Raw genomic sequence first — 18,934 nt, forward strand, 5'->3', positions numbered from 1 at the left:
TAACATCATGCAGAGTTCTTGGTGTCTGAATAAGTTGTCAATGGTCAGGTGCGTGATGTCGTCTCGGATCGTGGACGCCCTGGAGGGTGCCGCGGCGGCCCTGGTGGTCCTGGACGGGCGCGGAATGGGCGTCGCGGACGTCGTCCGGCTCGCCGACGGCCACGCGCGGCCGGTGCCGGGGACCGAGGCGATGAAGCGCGCGGAGGAGTCCTGGGACGCCGCCCGCATGATCGCCGCGACCGGACGCGTGTACGGCCGCTCCACCGGCGTCGGCGCCAACCGGAACGAGCCCGTGCCCACCGAGGGCGCCGCCGCGCACGGGCTGCGGCTGCTGCGCAGTCACGCCGGTGCCATCGGCGAGGAACTGCCCGCGCGGCAGGTCCGGGCGATGCTCGCCGTCCGCGCCAACCAGCTGCTCGCGGGCGGCGCCGGGCTCAGGCCGTCCGTCGTCACCGCGCTGTGCGAGGCGCTGGAGAGCGGGGCGTACCCGGTGGTGAACGAGTTCGGGTCGGTCGGCACCGGGGACATCGCCGCGCTGGCGCAGGTCGGGCTGGCGCTGGCCGGGGAGCATCCGTGGCGGGGAGCGGGCGCGCCCGAGGCGCAGCCGCTGGACAACAACGACGCGCTGGCCCTGATCAGCAGCAACGCCCTCACCCTCGGCCAGTCCGCGCTCGCCCTGCACGAACTGCGCGGGCTGCTCGCCGCCACCCAGGTCGTCGCCGCGCTGTCCCTGCTGGCCGTCGACGGCTCGCACGAGGCGTACGCCGCCCCCGTGCACGCCGCCCGCCCGCACCGGGGCACTGCCGACGTCGCCCGCCGGATGCGGCGGCTGATCGGCGCCACCGACCGGCCGCACCCGCCGCTTGGCCGGATCCAGGACCCGTACGGCTTCCGCTGCCTGCCCCAGATCCACGGCCCCGCGCACGACGCCGCCGACGCCCTGGACGACGTCCTCACCGTCGAGATCAACGCGGCCGCCGAGAACCCGCTGATCTCCCCCGAGGACATGGCCGCCTACCACCACGGCGGCTTCTACCAGGCCCAGCTCGCCCTCGCCCTGGACCACTTCAGGCTCGCCATAACGCAGGTGGCCAGGCTGTCGACGTCCCGGCTGTCGACGCTGAACGAGCCCGCCTTCACCCGCCTGCGCCCCTTCCTCGCCGACCACGAGCCCGCCTCCTCCGGGGTGATGATCCTGGAGTACGCCGCCGGTGCCGCGCTCGGCGATCTGCGGGCCTTCTCCGCCCCCGCGTCGCTCGGCCACGCTGTACTCTCCCGAGGCGTCGAGGAACAGGCCAGCTTCGCCTCGCTCGCCGCACGTCAGACGCTGCGCGCGTGCGGCGCGTACCGTCTCGTCGTCGGCTGCGAACTCGTCGCCGCCGTACGGGCGTTGCGCCAGCGCGACCTACGGCCCGAACCGGACCTGCCGACGGGCCGGGCGCTGGAGCTGGCCGAGTCGGTGCTGGACGCGGACCCGGCCGACCGGCCGCTCACGCACGACGTCACGGTGGCGGCCGGGCTGCTCGACCGGTTCACGGACATCTGGAGGGGGAGCACGTCATGAGCGCGGACACCAACGCGGGTGCGCCGGACAGCCCTGCGGCGCGGCTGCAGGCGCTCTTCGAGGGGCACCGGCTCACACCGACCCAGCGGCGCATCGCGCACAGCATGGTCCGGCGGGCCGCCGACGTGCCGTTCCTGTCCAGCGTCGAGCTGGCCGAACTGGCCGGGGTCAGCCAGCCGTCCGTCACCCGCTTCGCGGTCGCCCTCGGCTTCGACGGCTACCCCGCCCTGCGCAGGCACCTGCGCGAGGTGGCGCCCGTCGAGCAGCCGTCGGACACGGCCTCGTACAACGAGTACCAGCAGGCCGTCGAGGCCGAGATCGAGAACCTCAAGCACCTCGCCGAACTGCTCGCCGATCCCCGGCCCGTGCAGGAGGCCGGCCGGCTGCTGGCCGCCTCCCGCCCGCTGCCGGTGCTGGGCCTGCGGGCGGCGGCCTCCCAGGCGTACGGCTTCGCCTACTTCGCCGCCAAGGTCCATCCGGACGTACGGCTGCTCAACGAGGGCGGCACGATGATCCACGACCGGATCGACGGCGCCGTACGGGCGGGCGCCTCGGCGCTGCTGTGCTTCGCGCTGCCCCGCCATCCCCGCGAGGTCGTCGACACCCTGGCCTACGCCAAGGAGGCCGGGCTGACGGTGGTGACCGTCGCCGACTCCGCCTTCGCGCCGGTCGCCAAGGCGTCCGACCTGCTGCTGCCCGCCGCCGTCGGCACCGGGCTCGCCTTCGACACGGCGTGCGCGCCGATGCTGCTGGGGCGGGTGCTGCTGGAGGCGATGTGCGACGACCTGCCGGAGGCGCAGGCGCGGCTGGAGGAGTTCGACGCGCGGGCGGCGGCACGGGGGCTGTTCGTGGAGTGAGCGGGCCGCCGGTGCCTTCTCAGACTCGTCTCACCTTGCCTCGCTAGCGTGAGTGTTCCAAGACTTGAGTCTCACGACTGAGGCAACGTTGGACCCATGAGACGGGAGGCTGAACGTGACGCGCGGAGGACAGGGGCTGGCTCGGGTGGCCTGCGTCGTACGGGCCGGGGCCGCACCACTGTGGTGGCTGGGCGTGGTCGCGGCCGGCACCGGCGTGCTGGTGCCGGGACTGACGGGGCGCCGGATCGGCGTCATGGCCGGGGCCGTGCTGTTCATCCTGGCGGCGGCCCTCGTGGCGTACGCGCGCCGCGGACGGTACGCCGCCCTCGCCCGCGGCGCCGCCCGCGCCGCCAAGCAGGACGTGCTCCAGGACCGCGCGGTGACCGTACGCAACTGGCGGCGCGGGCATCGCTGGTGGCTGCTGCTCCCCTTCCTCGCCGCGCTGGGCAGCGCCTTCGCCGCCCCTGCCGCGGGCGGCATGCTGCTCGCCGGGTGCGGTGCGGGGCTGTGGCTGAAGGCGGCGTGGCTCGGGCGGCGCGAGCGGGCCGACGAGGCGCTGCTGTGGGTGCGCGTCGACTGGCTGAGCCGGGGCGGGGGCCGTCCGGCCGGCAAGGCCGTGAAGGCCTTCCGCAGTACCGGCATCGCGGCGGGCGACGCGGCGCCGGGCGGTTCCCGCCGCCGCGCCGCCGCGCTGGTCTGACCTCGGGCTGTCAGACTTCGAGCTCTTCCTCGATCCGGCGCAGCTGATGCCGGGCCATCGCGAGGTTGGCGCGCTTGGCGTCCAGGACGAGATAGAGGAACAGCCCGTTGCCGCCGCGGCCGCTGAGCAGGCGGATCAGGTGGTACTGGTCCGACAGCGTGATCAGGATGTCCTCGATCCCGCCCTTGAGCCCGAGGTGCTCCATCGTGCGCATCTTGGCGCGGACCACGTCGGTGTTGCCGGCGGCGGCGACGTTGAGGTCGAAGCTCTTGCTGCCGCCCATCGTGCCCAGGGCCATACCGCTGGTGTAGTCGACGAGGGCGACTCCGGTGGCGCCTTCGATGGAGGCGAGGGCTTCTTTGAGGGCGGTCTCGGTGTTGGCCATGGTGGTCGGGTTCCTCTCAACGTTCCGTGGTGGTGGGTGTGTTCGTGGGGGTGCGGGGGGTTCGGCGGACGGGCTGCCGCTGGCGGGTGGGGGCCGCCGCGGGCTGCGGGGGGACGGTGGGTGGGACCGGGGTCAGGTGGTCGACCAGCTCGCCGATGCGGGCGCCGGTGCGGCGGCCCTCCAGGTGGAGCCGACCGACGTTGACGCGGTCCTCGGCGAGCAGCGTCAGTACGGCGGTGCGGCCCGCGGCGTACGTCGCCACATAGCCGCGGACGCCGCGGACCAGTAGTTCGCGCAGGTCGCCCCGGCCGGTCGCGTCCGTGACCCGCACCGCGACGCCGAGCGCTGCGGCGGTGAGCGCGGCGAGGCCCTCCGGCTCGACGCCGGGGGTGTCGTGGGCGATCACCAGACCGTCCACGCCGGCGGCGAGGGCGCCGGTCAGCTGGGGGACGCGGGCTCTCAGCCGGTGCAGTTCGTCGAGGATCGGGGATTCCACCGCCATCAGGGCTCTCCTCTCGGCGGGTGGTCGAGGCGGGTGTCGGGGCTTGGGTGGGGGCGGTGTGGGGTGGGGTGGCGTGGGCTGTCGTGGTACCGGCGGTGGCGGTGTGGCGTGGGGTGGCGTCGGTTGTCGTGGTGCCGGTGGTGGCGGCGTGGGCTTCGGCGGCGTCGGCTGTCTCGGCGCGGGCTGCGGTGCGGGCTGTCGCGGTTGCTGCCGGTCAAAGGGCCTCCAGCGCATCCCTGACCCTCTTCAGCAGCGCGATGTCGGGGTGTTGGGCGGCGCGGGGGCCGACGGGCGGGAGGCGGGCCGGAGTCGCGGGGGCGCCGGGGCCCGGGTCCGGGTGCTCGGGCCAGGAGCCGTCCGTGCCCGGATGCGGTGTGCGGGGTGCCACCAGGCCCGCGGCCGCCAGGCGGCGTATGGCCACCAGGGTGTGGAAGGCCGGTCTGCCCAGGGCGCGGGCGATGTCGGTCGCCGTGCGCAGGCCGTCCACGCGGGCCAGCACCGCGCTCTGCCGGGGCGCGACCGCCGGGGCTGCGGCGGTGTCGAGGCGTTCCAGGGGTGCGCTGTCGGTCGCCGGGTCCGGCCAGATGCGGTGCAGCAGGGCCCGTCGGCGGAGCGTCTCGTGTTCGACGGCGCCGACCGGGACCGGGTGCACGGAACCGAGCCAGTGCGTGGTGCCGTACCGGAAGCGGCCCGGGGTGCTGCTGGGCGCGAGCGCGAAGTACGCGGCGTCGTACAGCGCGCTGAGGTGGCACAACTCCAGTGCGCCCGGCGCGAGTCGGCCGCCGTCGAGGAGCAGGCGGTCGGCGGTGCCCGGCTCGCCGGCCCGGTCGACGGCGTCCTGCCAGGCCCGGGCGTCGAGGGTGCCGTGCGCCGTGAGGAGCACGCCGAGGCCGGGGGCGAGGGGGCTCTCGGCGTGTGCCACCCGGCCCTCGGCGAGGTACAGGGTGCCGGTCGCGCGGACCAGGACGCCGGTGGCGCGCTCGGCGGCGAGGCGGGTCAGCATCGGGGAGACGCCGCCGGTCCGGTGCCGGGCCGCCTTGTCCCGTACCGGCAGTCCGGGCGGCGGGGTGGTGCCGACCACGGTCATCCCAGTACCAGCCGTCCGGCCATCTCGCCCAGCCGGATCCGGGCCAGCGCGAGGTTGCCGTCCGCCCGGGCCAGCCACAGGTGCAGGAAGACGCTGCTGTCGAACGAGGTCCGCACGAACCGCAGGACGTGATAGCTGTCCCGGTTGCTGAGGATCAGGTCCTCGACCGGCGGATCGGCGTCCTCCGCCTCGGCGTCCCCCGGTGCGAACGCCCGTTGCTCGGCGGCCAGCCGGGCCAGTTCCGCGGCCTCGGCGGCCGCCGCCTCGTGGTCGCCGCCCGGTGGCTCGCCGACGGTGCCCAGGGCCAGTCCGCTCGTCCAGTCGACCAGTGCGGCTCCCCGGGCTCCGGGCAGCCGCATGGCCTCCAGTAAGCACTCGTCGATTCCGGGCACCCCGGACTCCCCTCCTGCCTGGGTTCGGCTGAGTGACCCAGAGACTACGCAACGTGTGTGCGAGAGGTGAGCCTTCTGGCATTTTCCAGTGGAACATGCGTCGAGTGGCTAGGGTGGGTCAACTGACGCTCGTTTCACGGGAGTTGATCACCCCTCGGGGAGCGTGGTGAGCGTGCCCGCGTGCGCCCCGCCCGACTCGGCCACGATCTCGTCGAGCGTCTGGACGGTCCGTACGGTCGCGAAGGTCACGCCGCCCGCACCGTCCGGGGCGAAGCCGTAGATCCCGGGCCGGGCGAGGGAGTTGTACGCGTAGTGGTGGGCGAAGTAGTACGCGCCCGTGTCCAGCGCCGCCGCGTAGTCCCCCTGCTCCAGCAGCGGCAGTTCGCGCCCTTCGGCCAGCAGGTCGCCCGCGAAGCACGCCGGTCCCGCCACGTCCTGCACCACCGCCGGTCCCTCCTTCGGCCGCCCCTTGCCGTCGTACGCGGCGATCCGCAGCGGCCACGACCCCGGCGCGTACACCGTCCGCGTCGCCACCTGCACGCCCGCGTGCGTCACCGCCACCGGCCGCCCGCCCGCGCTCTTGGCGTACTCCACCCGCGCCACCACCGTCCCGTGCTTGGCCAGCAGCGACCGCCCGAACTCGGTCACCAGCCCGTACCGCCCGTCGAACAGCCCCGGCACCGCCTCCTTCAGCATCCGCGCGTACTGCGCGTACGTCGGTGTCGTCGCCTCCGACGCGAAGTTCACCGGCAGCCCGCCGCCGATGTCGATCGTGTCGACCTGCGGCCGCCCGATCCGCCGGTTGATCTCCTCCGCCAGCGCGTACGTCGCCGCCACACCCTCGGCCATGCGCGACAGCGGGATGCCTTGCGACCCGGTGTGCGCGTGCAGCCGCGTCAGCCAGGGGCGCTCGGCGTACGCCCGTACCACCCACTCACGCGCCCCCTCGTCCCGCAGCGCCACCCCGAACTTCGAGGTCTCCGTGGCGGTGGACAGCGCCTCGATGGAGCCGCCGCCGACCTGCGGATTCACCCGGAGCCCGAGGGGGGAGCGACTCGGTGCCATGGGGGTACCTCCCACGCCTTTCGGGCTGTGGGGGAGCATGAGGGCGTCGATGCGCGCCAGCTCCTGCGGGTTGTCCGCGTTGACGGCGATCCCCAGCGCCAGCGCCTCCCGCAGCTCCGCCGGTGTCTTCGCGGGCGAGTCCAGCACCGTCCGCTCCGGCGCCACCCCGGCCGCCCGGGCCAGCGCCAGCTCGCCCGGGCTCGCCACCTCGGCGCCGATGCCCTCGTCGCGCAGCAGCCGCAGCACCGGGACCAGCGGCGTCGCCTTCACCGCGAAGGCGTGCAGCACGGGCGTGCCGGGTGCCACCACCGCGTCGAACGCCGCGCGCAGCTCCGCCGCCGACTCCCGGATGCCGGTGACGTCGAGCAGGCCGGCGATGGGGGCGTCCGGCCCCAGCAGCCCCTGCTCCACGGCGGCCCGCACCGCCTCGTCGCGCCGCACCGACCGCTTGTCTCCGCCCGTCCGGCCTTCATGAACGTCGTGCACGTCGTCCCCCGTCCTGTCGATGCCCGACATTGATGCCTGAGTCCATACATCCAGCCAAACACTCCCGTCGGGGCCGTGTCGGGGCACCTCGCTATTGACTAGCTCTATTCATCTCGCCAGGATGTGAATAGCCGTAGCAACACGCAGCAACACCGCAGCAACATCCCGCCGGGAGCTCCGCGAGAGCAGTCACCAGGAGGCAGACCATGTCAGGACCCCGCCCCGTCCGAGCGCCGCGCGGAACGGAACCGAGCGCCCTGGGCTGGCAGCAGGAGGCTGCCCTGCGGATGCTGCAGAACAACCTCGACCCCGAGGTCGCCGAGCACCCCGACAAGCTCGTCGTCTACGGCGGCACGGGCAAGGCGGCGCGGGACTGGCGGTCCTTCGACGCGATGGTGCGCACGCTGAAGGGGCTGAAGCAGGACGAGACGATGCTCGTCCAGTCCGGCCGCCCGGTCGGCGTGATGCAGACCCACGAGTGGGCGCCGCGGGTGCTCATCGCCAACTCCAACCTGGTCGGCGACTGGGCCAACTGGGAGGAGTTCCGCCGCCTGGAGGCCCTCGGCCTGACCATGTACGGGCAGATGACCGCCGGTTCCTGGATCTACATCGGCACCCAGGGCATCCTCCAGGGCACCTACGAGACCTTCGCCGCCGTCGCCGCGAAGAAGTTCGGCGGTTCGCTGGCCGGGACGATCACCCTGACGGCCGGGCTCGGCGGGATGGGCGGCGCCCAGCCGCTCGCCGTGACCATGAACGACGGCGTGGCGATCTGCGTCGACTGCGACCCTCGGGCCATCGACCGCCGTATCGAGCACCGCTACCTGGACGTGCGGGCCGACTCCCTCGACCACGCCCTCCAGCTGGCCGTCGAGGCGCGGGACGCGCGCCGCCCGCTGTCCATCGGCGTGCTGGGCAACGCGGCGGAGCTGGTGCCGCAGCTGCTGGCCATGGGCGCTCCGATCGACATCGTCACCGACCAGACGTCGGCGCACGACCCGCTGTCGTACCTGCCGCTCGGCGTCGACTTCGACGAGATGGCGTCGTACGCGGCGAAGGACCCGGCGGGCTTCACCACGCGGGCCCGTGAGTCGATGGCCCGGCATGTCGAGGCGATGGTGGGCTTCATGGACGCCGGCGCCGAGGTGTTCGACTACGGCAACTCCATCCGCGGTGAGGCACAACTCGCCGGATACGACCGGGCGTTCGCCTTCCCGGGCTTCGTCCCCGCCTACATCCGCCCCCTGTTCTGCGAGGGCAAGGGCCCCTTCCGCTGGGCGGCCCTGTCCGGCGACCCCGCCGACATCGCCAGGACGGACCGGGCCATCCTCGACCTGTTCCCCGAGAACGAGTCCCTCGCCCGCTGGATCCGCCTGGCCGGGGAGAGGGTGCACTTCCAGGGGCTGCCCGCCCGGATCTGCTGGCTCGGATACGGCGAGCGCGACAAGGCCGGTGAGCGCTTCAACGACATGGTCGCGAGCGGCGAGCTGGCCGCGCCGATCGTCATCGGGCGCGACCACCTCGACTGCGGCTCCGTGGCCTCCCCCTACCGGGAGACCGAGGCCATGCTCGACGGCTCCGACGCGATCGCCGACTGGCCGCTGCTGAACGCCATGGTGAACGTGGCCTCGGGCGCCTCCTGGGTGTCCATCCACCACGGCGGCGGCGTCGGCATGGGGCGGTCCATCCACGCCGGTCAGGTGACGGTGGCCGACGGCACGGCGCTGGCCGGGGAGAAGATCCGGCGGGTGCTGACCAACGACCCCGGGATGGGCGTCATCCGGCACGTGGACGCGGGCTACGACATCGCGGAGTCGGTGGCGTCGGAGCGGGGCGTGCGGGTGCCGATGCGTGAGGGTGGGGAAGCGTGACCCAGTACGACGGCGGGCACGGCAACCGTCCGGTGGGGGTTGAGGCTTCGCCACCGGGTGGCCCGTCCTTGCCGGGGCCGGGCCCGGGTGGCGCTTCCTTCCACGCGATGTGGCGCGAGCTGCTGCCGATCGGCCGCAGCTCCGCCTCCGGCGGCTACCGCCGCTTCGCCTGGACCGGTGCCGACGGCGAGTGCCGGGACTGGTTCCGGGCGCAGGCCGAGGCACGCGGACTCGCTTACGAGGTCGACCGCAACGGCAACCAGTGGGCCTGGCTCGGGGATCCCGCCCAGGGGGACGCCGTCGTCACGGGGTCGCACCTGGACTCCGTGCCCGACGGCGGGGCCTTCGACGGGCCCCTCGGGGTCGTGTCGTCGTTCGCCGCGCTCGACGAACTGCGCGGCCGCGACGCGCGTTTCAGCAAGCCCCTCGGCATCGTCAACTTCGGCGACGAGGAGGGCGCCCGCTTCGGGCTCGCCTGCGTCGGCTCCCGGCTCGCCGCCGGGCAGCTCACCGCCGAGCAGGCGCACCGGCTGACCGACGGCGACGGGATCACGCTGCCGCAGGCCATGGCGGCCGCCGGGTACGACCCCGACGCCATCGGGCCCGACCCCGAGCGGCTCGCCCGTATCGGTGCCTTCGTCGAGCTGCACGTCGAACAGGGCCGCGCCCTCGACCTGTCCGGCGACCGGGTGGGCATCGCCAGTGCCATCTGGCCGCACGGGCGGTGGCGGTTCGACTTCCGCGGCGAGGCCAACCACGCCGGCACCACCCGGCTCGCCGACCGGCGGGACCCCATGCTGTCGTACGCCGAGACCGTCCTCGCCGCCCGTCGCGAGGCCCGGCTCGCGGGCGCCGTCGCCACCTTCGGCAAGATCGCCGTCGAGCCCAACGGCGTCAACGCCATCCCCTCCCTGGTGCGCGGCTGGCTCGACTCCCGTGCCGCCGACCAGCAGACCCTCGACACCGTCGTCACCGGGATCCAGCAGGCGGCCCGCGAGTACGCCGACGCGCACGGCGTCGACCTCGACGTCGTACGGGAGTCGTTCACGCCGGTCGTCGAGTTCGACCACGCCCTGCGTGACGAACTGGCCCGCATCCTGGGCAAGGACACCGACCTCAAGGTCCCCGTCCTGGGCACCGGCGCCGGACACGACGCCGGGATCCTGTCCGGGACCGTCCCGACCGCCATGCTGTTCGTACGCAACCCCACCGGCGTCTCGCACTCCCCGGCCGAGTTCGCGGCCGAGGACGACTGCGTGGCCGGAGTGACCGCACTCGCCGACGTACTGGAAGGGCTGGCCTGCGCGTGACACGGACGTACTGGCTGGAGCACGCCTGGCTCGGCACCCACGTCGAGCCGGGAGTCGCCGTCGACACCGAGGACGGCCGGATCACCGCTGTTCACCGGAACACCGACACCCCGCCCCCGGGCGCCGAGATCCTCCGCGGCCTCACCCTCCCCGGCCTCGCCAACGCCCACAGCCACGCCTTCCACCGGGCCCTGCGCGGCACCGTGCAGGTCGGCTCCGGCACCTTCTGGACCTGGCGCGAGGTCATGTACGCCACCGCCGACCGGCTCACCCCGGACACCTACCACGCGCTGGCCAGGGCGGCCTACGCCGAGATGGCCCTCGCCGGCATCACGGCCGTCGGCGAGTTCCACTACGTCCACCACGCCCCCGGCGGCACCCCCTACGCCGACCCCAACGCCATGGGGGAGGCCCTCATCGCGGCGGCCGCCGAAGCCGGAATCCGCATCACCCTCCTCGACACCTGCTACCTCTCCGCCGGCTTCGGACAGCCGCCCAACAGCCACCAGCTCCGGTTCTCCGACCGGACGGCTCAGGAATGGGCCGAACGCTGTTCAGTTCTCAAGGAACGGGATCACGCACGGATCGGGGCGGCGATCCACTCCGTACGGGCCGTGCCCGCCGACCAGTTGGCGACCGTGGCGCAGTGGGCCGGGGAACGGCGGGCCCCGCTGCATGTGCACCTGTCGGAGCAGACCGCCGAGAACGACGCCTGCCGGGACGTCCACGGCTGCACCCCGACGCAGCTCCTCGCCCTGCACGGCGTGCTCGGACCGCGCACCACCGGCGTCCACAACACCCACCTCACCGCCGAGGACATCTCCCTCATCGGCGGCAGCGGAACCGGCACCTGCATGTGCCCGACGACCGAACGGGACCTCGCCGACGGCATCGGACCCGCCGCCGCCCTCCAGAACGAAGGTTCCCCCCTCTCCCTCGGCTCCGACAGCCACGCCGTCATCGACCTGCTCGAAGAGGCACGCGCGATGGAGCTGAACGAGCGGCTGCGCAGCCGCACCCGCGGCCACTGGACGGCCGCGGCACTGCTGCGCGCGGCTTCGGCGGACGGACATGCGGCCCTGGGCTGGGACGACGCGGGCAGCATCGAGCCCGGCGCGCTCGCCGACCTCACGACGATCGCGCTCGACTCGGTCAGGACTGCGGGGCCGCTGCCCAGGCTCGGCGCCGAGACGGCCGTATTCGCCGCGACGGCAGCGGACGTACGGCACACGATCGTCGGCGGGCGGCATGTCGTACGCGACGGAGCCCATGTCCTCGTACCGGATGTGCCGCAAGCCCTCGCGCGGGCCGTCGATGCCCTGCGAGCCTGACCACCACCCATGAGGACGCCATGAGCAGCAGCACCGTCATCACCAACATCGCCACGCTGGTCACCAACGATCCCTCCTTCGGTGACAGTTCTCCCCTCGGTCTGATCCGGGACGCGGCCGTCGTCATCGACCGCGACCGCGTCGCGTGGACCGGTGAATCAAGCAAAGCACCCGCCACTGACAATCGGGTCGACGCCGGCGGCCGCGCGGTGATCCCGGGCTTCGTGGACTCCCACTCCCACCTCGTCTTCGCGGGCGACCGCACCGAGGAGTTCAACGCCCGGATGTCCGGCCGGGCCTACAGCGCGGGCGGCATCCGGACCACGGTCGCCGCCACCCGCGCCGCGACGGACGCCCAACTCGAAGCCGGCCTCACCCGTTACCTCGCCGAAGCCCTCCGCCAGGGCACCACGACCTTCGAGACCAAGTCCGGCTACGGCCTCACCGTCGAGGACGAGGCCCGGGCCCTGCGCATCGCCGCCGCCCACACCGACGAGGTCACCTACCTCGGCGCCCACATCGTCTCCCCGGACTACGCCGAGGATCCGGCGGCGTACGTCGCCCTGGTCACCGGCGCGATGCTGGACGCCTGTGCGCCGTACGCCCGTTGGATCGACGTCTTCTGCGAGAAGGGCGCCTTCGACGGCGACCAGGCGCGCGCGATCCTCACCGCGGGCAAGGCCAAGGGCCTGCACCCGCGCATCCACGCCAACCAGCTGACGTACGGCCCCGGTGTGCAACTCGCCGTCGAGCTGGACGCGGCCTCCGCCGACCACTGCACCCACCTCACGGACGAGGACGTCGACGCGCTCGCCAACAGCGACACCGTCGCCACGCTGCTCCCCGGCGCCGAGTTCTCCACCCGCGCCGAGTGGCCGGACGCCCGCCGCCTCCTCGACGCGGGCGTCACCGTGGCCCTGTCGACGGACTGCAACCCGGGCTCGTCCTTCACGTCGTCCGTCCCGTTCTGCATCGCCCTCGCCGTACGGGACATGCGCATGACCCCCGACGAGGCCCTCTGGTCCGCCACGGCGGGCGGCGCCCGCGCCCTGCGCCGCGACGACATCGGCCGCCTCAGCCCCGGCGCCTACGCCGACCTGGCTCTCCTCGACGCCCCCAGCCACGTCCATCTCGCGTACCGCCCGGGGGTGCCGCTGGTGACCGAGGTGTGGCGGCGCGGCGTGCGCGTCAGCTGACCCCCGGTCAGGCGGCCCCCGCCCGCCATCGCTGGTCCGGGTCCCCGTTCGAGTCGTCCAGCGACCGGAACTCCAGCCCGTCCCCGCCGTCCGGCGTCACCGCCGTCTCCACGGCGATCGCGGGCCGGATCAGCCCGGCGTCGTCGACCACGAACTTCAGGTTCTGCGCGTTCCTCCCCTCCACGGACGAGCAGGTCCAGATGCCCACGCCGCGGTCCGTGGAGCCACGGCTGTCCAGGCAGTAGTCCGGGTCGGCCGCCGACTGGAGCACGCCCCGTTGGGAGTCGACCCGCCAGCGCTGGGTGGCGGCCGGCGAACAGGGCGCCGTGACCACGTCCACCCCCTTGTCCAGGACCCCGTCCCGGATGTCCAGGCACAGCCCCGAGGCGACGTTCACGACCTGCGCGTAGGCGCTGCCCGGCGGGTGCGTGGCCGGAGGCGGCGGCGGGGTGGGGGACGGCTTCGGCGGCCGGGTCGTGCGCGACGGCGACGGACTCGCCGTCGGGGAGGGCGACTTGGAGGTCTTCGAGGGCGACGGGGATGCCGGGGGCGCCGGCACCGTCGCGGTCACCGTCACCGCGGGCGGCGGCGCGGCGGTGATCCGGTTCGAGGCGTTCTCGGCGGGCGAGTCGCCCGGGGACAGCAGAAAGAACAGCAGCGGAGTGAGTGCCACGCCCAGTCCCGCCGAGGCCAGCGCGACCCGCCGGGACGGCGGCCAGCTCCGCTCGCGTGCGGTACGGCCTTCCGCGCCGGGTTCGCCGGACCAGCCGCGCGCGGTATGGCCTCCCACGCCGGGTTCGCCGGACCAGCCGCGCGCGGTATGGCCTCCCACGCCGGGTTCGCCGGACCAGCCCCGCGCGGCACGGCCCGACGCCCCCGGTTCGCCGGATCGCTCCCACGCCGTACGGCCTTCCGCGCCCGCTCCGCCGCTGATCCGCGCCGCGTACGCCGCGCCGGCCCACGGCGTCAGTCCCTCGGCCAGCGCGGTGCGCGGGGCGTCGCGCAGGACGGTCAGTTCCTCGTACGCGGTGGTGCAGTGCGGGCAGCGCGCCATGTGGGCCACCAGGTCGGGGCTGTGCCGGGGCGAGTCCGGTCGTACCGACTCCTCGATCAGCCGCTGGAAGTCCTGGCAGTCCGGGTCGTCGGAGGCGGCCAGCCGGGCCCGCAGCAGGGACCTGCCGAGCGCGCCCAGCGCCGGTTCGGTCCCGTAGGTCACGTCCTCGCGGGTGACGCCCAGCAGTACGGCGGTCCGCTCGACGCTCTCCTGCTCCACGACGCCGTACCAGATGAGACCACGGCTGCGAGCCGGCAGCGTCCGGTACGCGGCGAGCATGGGCGGTACGGGTCCGTCGGGGCCGGCCGTGTTGAGGACCAGGAGCAGGCCCGCGTCGAGCGCCGCCGAGCGGTCGCCCTCGGCCCAGGTCGCGGCCACCCGGCCCGCCAGCAGCAGGAGTTGGTGCCGCCATGGAACAGCCGGGTCGATGCCGCGTGCCGTCTCCCGGGCCGCCAGGGTGAACGCCTGGGCCGCCAGCTGGCGGGCCGCCGAGTCGCCGGTCGTGCACAGCCGGGCGTACGTGAGGACCGACGCGCGGTGGCGGGCGCGCAGTTCCTTCAGCGCCGGGTAGGCGACGGCGGTGTCGGCGCGCAGCAGTTCGGTCAGCCGTGCGTCCGACGAGCCGGAATGCAGGCCGTCCACCGCGTCGTTGCCGGTCCCCTCGGGCCGAGCCATCCACCCGCCTCCTCGCGTCCCCGCCGGAGCCCGGCCAAGTCCCTGACGTACCGGCCGGTTTGGAGGGTGACCATAGTGGTGGAGAGGGGCCTGCGAGGAAAGGTGTTACTCAGGGTAATGGGGGGTCCAGGGTAAATAGAGGGTCCAGGGTCATGGGGGGCCGACGCGGCAAGCGTGTCCCAGCGCGGAAAAGGCTCGTCCGGCGCCCAACGGGCGCCGGACGGGAAGCCTTTGTGGACCGGCGTCACACCTCGACCGGTCACTCTTCGACCGGCGTCACTCCTCGACCGTCAACCCCTTGCGCAACCGCCCCAACGTCCGCGACAGCAGCCGCGACACATGCATCTGCGAGATGCCCAGCTCGTCGCCGATCTCCGACTGGGTCATGTTGGCGACGAAGCGGAGGGAGAGGATCTTCCGGTCCCGGTGCGGGAGTTCGGCGATCAGGGGCTTGAGGGACTCGACGTACTCGATGCCCTCGATCCCGTGGTCCTCGTAGCCGATCCGGTCCGCGAGGGCGCCCTCGCTGTCGTCCTCCTCGGGCTGCGCGTCCAGCGAGGAGGCGGTGTAGGCGTTGGACGCGGCCATGCCCTCGACGACCTCGTCGTGGGACAGGCCGAGCCGCTCCGCCAGTTCCGCCACCGTGGGCGCGCGGTCGAGCTGCTGGGCCAGCTCGTCGCCGGCCTTGGCCAGGTCGAGCCGGAGCTCCTGCAGGCGGCGCGGGACGCGCACGGACCACGAGGTGTCACGAAAGAATCGCTTGATCTCGCCGATGATGGTTGGCATGGCGAAGGTGGGGAACTCGACGCCACGGCTGAGTTCGAAACGGTCGATCGCCTTGATGAGGCCGATGGTGCCGACCTGGATGATGTCCTCCATCGGCTCGCTGCGGGAGCGGAAGCGGGAGGCGGCGAACTTGACCAGGGCGAGGTTGAGTTCGACGAGCGTGTTGCGCACGTAGGAGTATTCGTGCGTGCCTTCCTCGAGCGATTCCAGCCGCTCGAAGAGGGTCTTGGACAGGGCCCGCGCATCGACGGGACCGACCTCGTCGTACGGGGGGATCTCCGGAAGTCCGGCCAGTACGTCGTCCGGGACGCCGAGGGCGTCCTCCTGGGCCGCGAACGTCTCGCTGTCCTGCGCGATGGGATCCAGATGTTCCGAAGTGGGTGTCGACGTCGCCGTCCGGGTATGCGATGCGTCGAGCCGGGGTGACATGATGTCCTCCATCGTTCTCGGCATAAGGCTGCCGAAGCCAGTACGTGCACTGCGGTGTGCGGCGCCTCCGAAGCCGGCCGTGTTGGTTACGTGTCCCTACTAGCCCTACCCGCTTTCGCAAGTCGATCGCAAGTGCGTTCTGTGGGCATATGTCCGTTTCTGGGCGGATGTTCGGCTGTCGAAGGGCGTATGGAAGGCGTAGTGTTCGAGGGCGACAGTCAGCAGCCACGACCTCGGGAGAGAGAGACGGCATGGACCACGGGACGGTCGGCAGCGCACAGTCGGGCCGGCTTCTGGTGGAGGTGCGCGAAGAGGGCTCTAGTGCCGTCGTGACTCCGGCGGGTGAGCTGGATCACCACACCGCCGAGTTGTTGCGCGAACCACTCGACGCATGTCTCGCCAAGGGATTCAGCCGTCTGGTCGTGGACTGCTCGCGGCTGGAGTTCTGCGACTCCACGGGACTCAATGTGCTGCTCGGCGCCCGCCTGAAGGCGGAGGACGCCGGGGGCGGGGTGCACCTCGCGGGGATGCAGCCCGTGGTGGCTCGTGTGTTCGAGATCACAGGCGCGGAGGCGGTCTTCACCGTGCACGACACGGTCGAGGCGGCCCTGTCCGGCGAGGACGAGGCCGACTGAGCGCGCCGGGATGTCCGCAGTGCCGGGCCGTGCCGAAGTAGGGGGTGTTCCCCTGGACGGGTCGGGCAGGAGACATCCTGAACATGTCGGCGGCAATCGTGACCGAGGGCGCGGACACTGAGTACTGAGCACCGACCTATTCGTAACTGAACTCTTGAATCGTGAACTGGTGAATCGGTGAGGTGAAGCGCTGATGAGCACCACCCGGCCCTACTCGCCGGGCGACCGCGGCCCAGAGCCCAGCGGCGCTTCCGGGGGGTCCGAGGGGGGCGTTCCAGGGACCGGGGCGTCCGAAGGGGACACGGCCGTGTCGTCGGGGGCGCGGCAGGTCCGCAGGCTGGCCTTCGACGGCGAGAGCGGTGTCGTGCCGCTGGCCCGCGACTTCGCCCGCCAGGCGCTGTACGCGTGGGGCTGGCTCCCGGCCGCGACCGCGGATCAGCGGGCCGCCGCCGAGGATGTGCTGCTCGTGGTGTCCGAGTTGGTCACCAACGCGTGTCTCCATGCGGAGGGGCCGGACGAGATGTTCATCACCTGCGACAACAAGGTGATCCGGATCGAGGTCTCCGACCGGGGGGCGGGGCAGCCGGCGCCGCGGACGCCGCATCGGGCGGGGCGGCCCGGGGGGCACGGGATGTTCATCGTGCAGCGGCTTTGTCTGGACTGGGGGGTTGTACGGAATCCTGGGGTGGCCGGCAAGAAGGTGTGGGCGGAGTTGGGGGCGCCCGCCTAGGGCGTGTTTCGAAAGTCCCGTCTGGCCCGCGACGCCTGGCACGGCGCCTCGCTGCGTTGTCGGGGTCGCCCGCGTACGCCCAGTACGCGGGCGACCCTCCGCCTTGCGATGCACCGCACCAGACGCCGCGGGCCTCGCCCTCCGGGCGGACGACGCTACTTTCGAAACACGCCCTAGCGCCGCCACATTTCCAACACGACCTCTCTCTTCCGTCCTCAAGGTCCCCGGCGTACCTTGACGGCCAATCTGATGTGCCGTCAGGAATGAGGGGACCGTGTCGTACCAGAAGCGAACCGTCGCGCTCACGTCGGCCGCCGCCCTGGCCGGCGCGGCTGTACTGATGGCCGCTCCCGCGGCCCACGCCGAGGTCGTCGACGTCAACTACCAGTGCAAGACGCCGATCGGCGACAAGAGCGCCGTCTCGCCGATCGACATCAAGGGCGTCCGAAGCGGCTCCACCTACAAGATCACCATGTCCTGGCAGAAGGGCGTCTCCTCCAGCCCGGTCGAACTCGGCAAGGGCGCGATGAACCCGAGCGCCACGATCGAGCTGGGCGGCGCCGACAGCGGCACGATGACCGTCACCGGCCCCGCCAACCAGACCGCGATCCCCGCCGACACCCCCATCAAGATCAACGACCTGTCGGGCACCTACACCCCGAAGAAGACCGGCAAGGTCACCTTCACGGCGGGCGTGCTCACCATCAAGGCCCTCGGTACGACGACGACCTGCACCCCGAGCAACGACCCCGGGCCGTCCCTCACGCTCGACGTCACCGCGTCGGTCGGCGGGGGAGCACCCCAGGGCGGCGGCGACTCCGGCGGGCAGCTCCCGCAGACCGGCCCCGAGGACTCCGCCATCGCCCTCGGCACCCTCGGTGGAACGGTCCTGCTGGCGGGCGCGGCGGGCGCGCTGTGGCTGACGCGACGGAACCAGCCGGTGCGGGTACGCCGCTGAGCCTGCGCAAGCAGGCGGCAGCTGTTTGTCGCCGACCACCCGGAGTACGACCGCTGGAGCCGCCGATGTCGTATCCCACCCGTGCCGCCCGTGCCGTATGCCTCTCGCTCCTCGCCCTGCTGTGCGCCGCCCCGGCGGCGACCGCGGCGGGCGAGGACTGGTCCGTCGCGCCCGCCGGTGGCGGCCGCCCCTCCTTCTACGCCGAGGGCGCGCCCGGCACGGCTCTGCGGGACACGGTGTCCGTGACGAACCGCACACGGCACCCGGTCGACGTACGGCTGACCGGCACCGGCGTCCCGGTCACCTTCGCCGACGCCGAGATACGGGTGCCCGCCCGCACCCGCGCCGACATCCCGTTCACCGTGGCCGTGCCCGAGCGGGCCGCGCCCGGCGACCGGCCGGGGTCGATCGTCGTACGGGACGGCGACGGCAGGTCCACGACCGTCGCCCTGCTGCTCCGGATCGGCGGCCCCGAACTGTCCGCACTCACCGTCGAGAAGGTCGCCGTACGCGGCGACCGCATCACGTACGACCTCGTCAACCGCGGCACCACCGACCTCGTCCCCACCCTCTCCGTGCACGCCGACGGTGTCTTCGGCACCCTCCTCGACCGCGCCCCGCGCACCCTCCCCGTCGAACTCCCCCCGGGCCGCCGCCTCCAGCTCACCGAACCCTGGCCCGACCGGCCCGCGCTGGACGCGGTCGACGTACGGCTGACGGTGACCGCGGCGGGCGGGGCGCGGGACACCGCGCGGGCGTCGGCGTGGTTCGTGCCGTGGGGCGGGGTGGCGGCGGGCGGCGCCCTCGCCGTCGGCACGGCGGCTCTGGCGGTTCTGCGACGACGAAGGCGCCCCACGACGCCCGAACCCCCTCGCGAACCCGCGCGGGAACAGGCCGAGTTGACGGGAGCGGCGACGTGAG

The 18,934-nt window shown here is 73.0% G+C and carries 18 protein-coding genes; 11 read left to right on the forward strand and 7 right to left on the reverse strand.

Features of this window, described 5'->3' with window-relative positions; translation table 11 throughout:
- The first annotated feature begins 55 nt into the window (after positions 1-55).
- The 3 genes from HJD23_RS25375 to HJD23_RS25385 all read left to right on the forward strand — a co-directional run bounded on the left by HJD23_RS25375 (position 56) and on the right by HJD23_RS25385 (position 3,121).
- The gene (locus HJD23_RS25375) at positions 56-1,564 is read left to right on the forward strand and encodes an aromatic amino acid ammonia-lyase (protein WP_171108385.1); all 1,509 of its coding nucleotides are present in this window, start codon (positions 56-58) and stop codon (positions 1,562-1,564) included.
- Positions 1,561-2,421, forward strand: coding sequence for a MurR/RpiR family transcriptional regulator (locus HJD23_RS25380; protein ID WP_171108387.1), 861 nt, complete (start codon positions 1,561-1,563; stop codon positions 2,419-2,421). Before HJD23_RS25375 ends, HJD23_RS25380 begins: the two co-directional genes overlap by 4 nt.
- A 115-nt stretch (positions 2,422-2,536) precedes the next feature.
- Complete coding sequence (locus HJD23_RS25385) at positions 2,537-3,121, forward strand: hypothetical protein (RefSeq protein ID WP_171108388.1); 585 nt, start codon at positions 2,537-2,539, stop codon at positions 3,119-3,121.
- A gap of 10 nt (positions 3,122-3,131) precedes the next feature.
- Here the strand turns inward: HJD23_RS25385 and HJD23_RS25390 are convergent, their stop codons facing one another.
- The 5 genes from HJD23_RS25390 to HJD23_RS25410 all read right to left on the reverse strand — a co-directional run bounded on the left by HJD23_RS25390 (position 3,132) and on the right by HJD23_RS25410 (position 7,068).
- Positions 3,132-3,506: a hypothetical protein gene (locus HJD23_RS25390; RefSeq protein WP_171108390.1), complete on the reverse strand. Its 375-nt coding sequence runs from the start codon at positions 3,504-3,506 to the stop codon at positions 3,132-3,134.
- Between the two features lie 16 nt (positions 3,507-3,522).
- The gene (locus HJD23_RS25395) at positions 3,523-4,008 is read right to left on the reverse strand and encodes a roadblock/LC7 domain-containing protein (RefSeq protein WP_171108392.1); all 486 of its coding nucleotides are present in this window, start codon (positions 4,006-4,008) and stop codon (positions 3,523-3,525) included.
- 214 nt (positions 4,009-4,222) lie between these two features.
- Positions 4,223-5,095 carry a transcriptional regulator gene (locus HJD23_RS25400; RefSeq protein WP_171108395.1) on the reverse strand — a complete coding sequence of 291 codons (873 nt, stop codon included), beginning with the start codon at positions 5,093-5,095 and terminating at the stop codon, positions 4,223-4,225.
- Entirely contained in the window at positions 5,092-5,487 is a 396-nt protein-coding gene (locus HJD23_RS25405) for a hypothetical protein (protein WP_141311409.1), read from the reverse strand. Before HJD23_RS25405 ends, HJD23_RS25400 begins: the two co-directional genes overlap by 4 nt.
- A gap of 147 nt (positions 5,488-5,634) precedes the next feature.
- A complete protein-coding gene (locus HJD23_RS25410; protein ID WP_171108397.1) occupies positions 5,635-7,068 on the reverse strand; it encodes a diaminopimelate decarboxylase in 1,434 nt (477 codons plus the stop codon).
- 176 nt (positions 7,069-7,244) lie between these two features.
- Here HJD23_RS25410 and hutU point away from each other — a divergent pair, with 176 nt between their 5' ends.
- The 4 genes from hutU to hutI all read left to right on the forward strand — a co-directional run bounded on the left by hutU (position 7,245) and on the right by hutI (position 12,746).
- Entirely contained in the window at positions 7,245-8,909 is a 1,665-nt protein-coding gene (gene hutU, locus HJD23_RS25415) for a urocanate hydratase (protein WP_171108399.1), read from the forward strand.
- 107 nt (positions 8,910-9,016) lie between these two features.
- A complete protein-coding gene (locus HJD23_RS25420) occupies positions 9,017-10,219 on the forward strand; it encodes an allantoate amidohydrolase (protein WP_171111408.1) in 1,203 nt (400 codons plus the stop codon).
- A complete protein-coding gene (locus HJD23_RS25425) occupies positions 10,210-11,550 on the forward strand; it encodes a formimidoylglutamate deiminase (protein ID WP_171111410.1) in 1,341 nt (446 codons plus the stop codon). The genes HJD23_RS25420 and HJD23_RS25425 overlap by 10 nt, the downstream gene beginning before the upstream one ends.
- A gap of 20 nt (positions 11,551-11,570) precedes the next feature.
- On the forward strand, positions 11,571-12,746 hold the full coding sequence (gene hutI / locus HJD23_RS25430) for an imidazolonepropionase (RefSeq protein ID WP_171108401.1): 1,176 nt from the start codon (positions 11,571-11,573) through the stop codon (positions 12,744-12,746).
- 7 nt (positions 12,747-12,753) lie between these two features.
- Here hutI and HJD23_RS25435 read toward each other — a convergent pair whose 3' ends face one another.
- Together HJD23_RS25435 and HJD23_RS25440 are read right to left on the reverse strand one after the other, a co-directional pair.
- Positions 12,754-14,475: an RICIN domain-containing protein gene (locus tag HJD23_RS25435; RefSeq protein WP_171108403.1), complete on the reverse strand. Its 1,722-nt coding sequence runs from the start codon at positions 14,473-14,475 to the stop codon at positions 12,754-12,756.
- 276 nt (positions 14,476-14,751) lie between these two features.
- The gene (locus tag HJD23_RS25440) at positions 14,752-15,702 is read right to left on the reverse strand and encodes an RNA polymerase sigma factor SigF (RefSeq protein ID WP_171108405.1); all 951 of its coding nucleotides are present in this window, start codon (positions 15,700-15,702) and stop codon (positions 14,752-14,754) included.
- Positions 15,703-15,941: 239 nt separating this feature from the next.
- Between HJD23_RS25440 and HJD23_RS25445 the strand changes: the two genes are divergently transcribed.
- The 4 genes from HJD23_RS25445 to HJD23_RS25460 all read left to right on the forward strand — a co-directional run bounded on the left by HJD23_RS25445 (position 15,942) and on the right by HJD23_RS25460 (position 18,933).
- Complete coding sequence (locus HJD23_RS25445) at positions 15,942-16,325, forward strand: STAS domain-containing protein (RefSeq protein WP_171108408.1); 384 nt, start codon at positions 15,942-15,944, stop codon at positions 16,323-16,325.
- A gap of 193 nt (positions 16,326-16,518) precedes the next feature.
- Positions 16,519-17,055, forward strand: coding sequence for an ATP-binding protein (locus tag HJD23_RS25450; protein ID WP_171108410.1), 537 nt, complete (start codon positions 16,519-16,521; stop codon positions 17,053-17,055).
- Positions 17,056-17,329: 274 nt separating this feature from the next.
- Positions 17,330-18,013: an LPXTG cell wall anchor domain-containing protein gene (locus HJD23_RS25455; protein ID WP_171108412.1), complete on the forward strand. Its 684-nt coding sequence runs from the start codon at positions 17,330-17,332 to the stop codon at positions 18,011-18,013.
- A gap of 65 nt (positions 18,014-18,078) precedes the next feature.
- Positions 18,079-18,933, forward strand: coding sequence for a hypothetical protein (locus tag HJD23_RS25460; protein WP_171108414.1), 855 nt, complete (start codon positions 18,079-18,081; stop codon positions 18,931-18,933).
- The last annotated feature ends 1 nt before the right edge of the window (position 18,934 follow it).

Source organism: Streptomyces sp. Z423-1 (genome assembly GCF_013009255.1).
GTDB lineage: Bacteria > Actinomycetota > Actinomycetes > Streptomycetales > Streptomycetaceae > Streptomyces > Streptomyces gossypiisoli.

What these genes read in the sequence shown, in the direction of transcription:
- HJD23_RS25375 (WP_171108385.1), top strand. Translation starts at nt 56, where the DNA reads ATGTCGTCTCGGATCGTGGACGCCCTGGAGGGTGCCGCGGCGGCCCTG.
- HJD23_RS25380 (WP_171108387.1), top strand. Translation starts at nt 1,561, where the DNA reads ATGAGCGCGGACACCAACGCGGGTGCGCCGGACAGCCCTGCGGCGCGG.
- HJD23_RS25390 (WP_171108390.1), bottom strand. Translation starts at nt 3,506, where the DNA reads ATGGCCAACACCGAGACCGCCCTCAAAGAAGCCCTCGCCTCCATCGAA.
- HJD23_RS25395 (WP_171108392.1), bottom strand. Translation starts at nt 4,008, where the DNA reads ATGGCGGTGGAATCCCCGATCCTCGACGAACTGCACCGGCTGAGAGCC.
- HJD23_RS25400 (WP_171108395.1), bottom strand. Translation starts at nt 5,095, where the DNA reads ATGACCGTGGTCGGCACCACCCCGCCGCCCGGACTGCCGGTACGGGAC.
- HJD23_RS25410 (WP_171108397.1), bottom strand. Translation starts at nt 7,068, where the DNA reads ATGTCGGGCATCGACAGGACGGGGGACGACGTGCACGACGTTCATGAA.
- hutU (WP_171108399.1), top strand. Translation starts at nt 7,245, where the DNA reads ATGTCAGGACCCCGCCCCGTCCGAGCGCCGCGCGGAACGGAACCGAGC.
- HJD23_RS25420 (WP_171111408.1), top strand. Translation starts at nt 9,017, where the DNA reads ATGTGGCGCGAGCTGCTGCCGATCGGCCGCAGCTCCGCCTCCGGCGGC.
- hutI (WP_171108401.1), top strand. Translation starts at nt 11,571, where the DNA reads ATGAGCAGCAGCACCGTCATCACCAACATCGCCACGCTGGTCACCAAC.
- HJD23_RS25435 (WP_171108403.1), bottom strand. Translation starts at nt 14,475, where the DNA reads ATGGCTCGGCCCGAGGGGACCGGCAACGACGCGGTGGACGGCCTGCAT.
- HJD23_RS25440 (WP_171108405.1), bottom strand. Translation starts at nt 15,702, where the DNA reads ATGGAGGACATCATGTCACCCCGGCTCGACGCATCGCATACCCGGACG.
- HJD23_RS25445 (WP_171108408.1), top strand. Translation starts at nt 15,942, where the DNA reads ATGGACCACGGGACGGTCGGCAGCGCACAGTCGGGCCGGCTTCTGGTG.
- HJD23_RS25450 (WP_171108410.1), top strand. Translation starts at nt 16,519, where the DNA reads ATGAGCACCACCCGGCCCTACTCGCCGGGCGACCGCGGCCCAGAGCCC.
- HJD23_RS25460 (WP_171108414.1), top strand. Translation starts at nt 18,079, where the DNA reads ATGTCGTATCCCACCCGTGCCGCCCGTGCCGTATGCCTCTCGCTCCTC.